The sequence below is a fragment of the Acidovorax cavernicola genome, assembly GCF_003581445.1.
Window position 1 is genome coordinate 1 of the sequence record NZ_QXMN01000126.1, and the last position, 2,753, is coordinate 2,753.

The 2,753-nt window shown below is 72.0% G+C and carries 3 protein-coding genes and 1 pseudogene; all 4 read left to right on the forward strand.

Translation table 11 applies throughout. The annotated features are described in order from the left end of the window. Positions 1-617 (forward strand): annotated as a pseudogene (locus tag D3H34_RS31500) (EscN/YscN/HrcN family type III secretion system ATPase); the annotation flags it as partial. Beyond that, positions 614-1,117: a type III secretion system stalk subunit SctO gene (gene sctO, locus D3H34_RS31505; protein WP_119558738.1), complete on the forward strand. Its 504-nt coding sequence runs from the start codon at positions 614-616 to the stop codon at positions 1,115-1,117. The pseudogene D3H34_RS31500 and the gene sctO, both read left to right, overlap by 4 nt. Further along, complete coding sequence (locus D3H34_RS31510; protein ID WP_119558739.1) at positions 1,117-1,698, forward strand: hypothetical protein; 582 nt, start codon at positions 1,117-1,119, stop codon at positions 1,696-1,698. Before sctO ends, D3H34_RS31510 begins: the two co-directional genes overlap by 1 nt. A 23-nt stretch (positions 1,699-1,721) precedes the next feature. Continuing rightward, a partial coding sequence (gene sctQ, locus D3H34_RS31515; RefSeq protein WP_147400545.1) for a type III secretion system cytoplasmic ring protein SctQ occupies positions 1,722-2,753 on the forward strand: 1,032 nt, incomplete at its 3' end.

A 2,753-nucleotide genomic window follows, 5' to 3' on the forward strand; every position in this document is an offset into this window, starting at 1 on the left:
ATGTGGCCACGGCCATCGCCGAGTATTTCCGCGACCAGGGCAAGAAAGTGCTGTTCCTGATGGACTCGGTCACGCGCTTCGCGCGCGCCCAGCGCGAGATCGGCCTGGCCGCGGGCGAGCCGCCGACGCGCCGCGGCTACCCGCCGTCGGTGTTCGCGACGCTGCCCAAGCTGATGGAGCGCGTGGGCATGAACGACAAGGGCTCGATCACCGCGCTCTACACGGTGCTGGTCGAAGGCGACGACATGACCGAGCCGATCGCCGACGAGACCCGCTCCATCCTCGACGGCCATATCGTGCTGTCGCGCAAGCTCGCCGCCGCCAACCACTATCCGGCGATCGATGTGCTGGCCTCGGCCTCGCGCGTGATGAACGCCGTGGTCACGCCAGAGCACCGGCGCATGGCGGGCCGGCTGCGCGAACTCATGGCCAAGTACGAGGAAGTCGATCTGCTGGTCAAGATCGGCGAATACAAGCGCGGCGGCGATCCGACCACCGACGAAGCCATAGCCAAGATGGAAGCCATCCGCGGCTTTCTGAAGCAGCGCACGCATGAGAACTCGAGCCTCGAGCACACGCTGGCGGCGCTCGAGCAACTGGTGGGGGCCGCACAATGAACATGCTGCGCGACCTGCTGGCCATCAAGCGCTTTCGCGAAGGCCAGGCCGAAGCCGCGATGCGCGCGCAGCGCCAGATGTTCCAGCAGGCCCGGCAGGAGCGCGTCGACGCCGAGGCGCTGCTGGCGCAGCTGCTGGCCGCAGGCCTGCTCGCCGAGCAGCAGCTCTACACGGACCTGTGCGCGCGCGTCGTGCGCGTGCGCGAGATCGAACAGGTGCATCTGGCGGTCGCCGCATTGCGCCAGCGCGAGCAGCAGCAGCAGGACGCGCTGGACGCCGCACAGCGCCAGCTCGAGGAGGCGCAGCAGCGTTTCGACCAGGCGCGCAGCCTGCACAAGGAGGCCGCGCGGCAGACGTCCAAGTTCATCGATCTGGCCAGCCGCTTTGCCTCGGTCGAGGCGCTGGAATCCGAACGCCGCGAAGACCTCGAGATGGAAGAGGCCGCGAGCGTGGTGCGCGAACGCGAGGAATGGGATGGCGCCGACGGAGAGGCCGCGTGATGGGCCCGCAACGCCCCCTCCATCTCGATGTCGGGGTGCCCTCGGGCAGCGCCTTCGGCACGCCCGCCGATACGCCCGGCCAGGCCGACGCGCGCAGCGAGCAGGAGCTCGCCGACCAGGGCCGGAATCTGCGCGACCTGCTGTCCCGGCAGCGCGCGGCCGCGCCAGCGAACGCCCCGGCTCCGGCCAGCGACGCCGTGCGCCCGTTCGACCTGTTCCGGTCCGCCCACGCCGGCCCCGACCCGAAGGCGCCGCCGCCGGCAGCGGCCGCGCTGACGCCGACCCTCGAACAGATGGCCAGCCGCCTGCTGGTCGGCGACGGCAGCCAGGGCCGGCGCGGCGTGCAGATCACGCTGGCCGATGCGCAGTTGCCCGGCGTGGTCGTCGATGTCTTCGAGGAAGCCGGGCGGCTCGTGGCGCGGTTCACCTGCAGCGACGAAGCTGCGCGCGAGCGTCTGTGCGCCGCCGCGCGCTGGTTCGCGCACGGCCTGGCGCAGCGCCTGCAACGCGACATCCGCGTGGAGGTGCAGACCGATGACCCTGAGGACGCCTGCCTGTTGCAGGTCGATTCCGACCACTGACTTTCCCGTTTGTCCTTTCCCAGATGTCCACTTCCCTATCCGCCCCGGCCACCTGGCGACCGCCACCGCTGTCACGCAACGAGGCGCAGGCCCACACGACCATCGCCCAGCGGGCCATGGGCATGCCGGTGCACGCCGGCGGCACGCAGTGGCTGGCCAGCCTGCGCCCCGTCATCGAGGCACCGTGGCCGGCGCTCGCCAGCGACACCCTGGCCTGCATCGAATGGGCGGGCGCGCAACTGCAGCTGCAGTTGCCGGGCGCCGCGGCCGAACAGCTGCTGTCGGCCCTGCTGGACGGCGCGGCGCTGCCCCCGCTGCCCGATGAAATGCAGGCCGGTGCGCTGGCCGCGGCGCTGGACGACCTGCTGGCCGGCCTGGAGCGCCTGGGCCGGGGCGCGCCCCGGTTCATGCCCGCGGCCGGCGGCCAGCCGCCCGCCGTGCTGCCCCATGCGTTCGCGCTGCAGCTCGACGCGCGCGCAGGCAGCCAGGCCATCGCCGGCCTGCTGCGCACCGACAGCCTGGGCCTGCTGCTGATCGCCGGACTCGCCTCGGCCCTGCCGCCGCGCGCAGGCCCGCTGGCGAACGCCGCCCTGCCCCTGACCCTGCACCTCGACATCGGCTACGCCACGCTCAGCGTCGACGAACTGCGGCAGCTGGGCCCGGGCGACGTGGTGCCGATGGCGAACAGCTTCGTCGGCGCGCAACGCGTGCTGTGGCTCCAGGCCCCGGGCGCCGGCGGCCTGCATGTGCAGCTTCCCGCCCCGGCGGACGCCGCTGCGCACGCCGCTGCGCATGCCGCTGCGCATGCCGCTGCGCACGCCCCTTTCCTCACCGTTGTCCAGCCCTGGAGCCATGCCATGCCCGCTCTTGATCCGCCCCTCGACGAAGCCGCGAGCTTCGACGCCATCCCGGTACGCCTGTCCTTCGATCTGGGCGAGATCAGCCTCACGCTGGCCGAACTGCGCACGCTGCAGCCCGGCCAGGCCATACGCCTCGGACATCCCGTGGCGAACGCCGTGCGCATCCGCGCCAACTGCGCGCTGATCGGTGAGGGC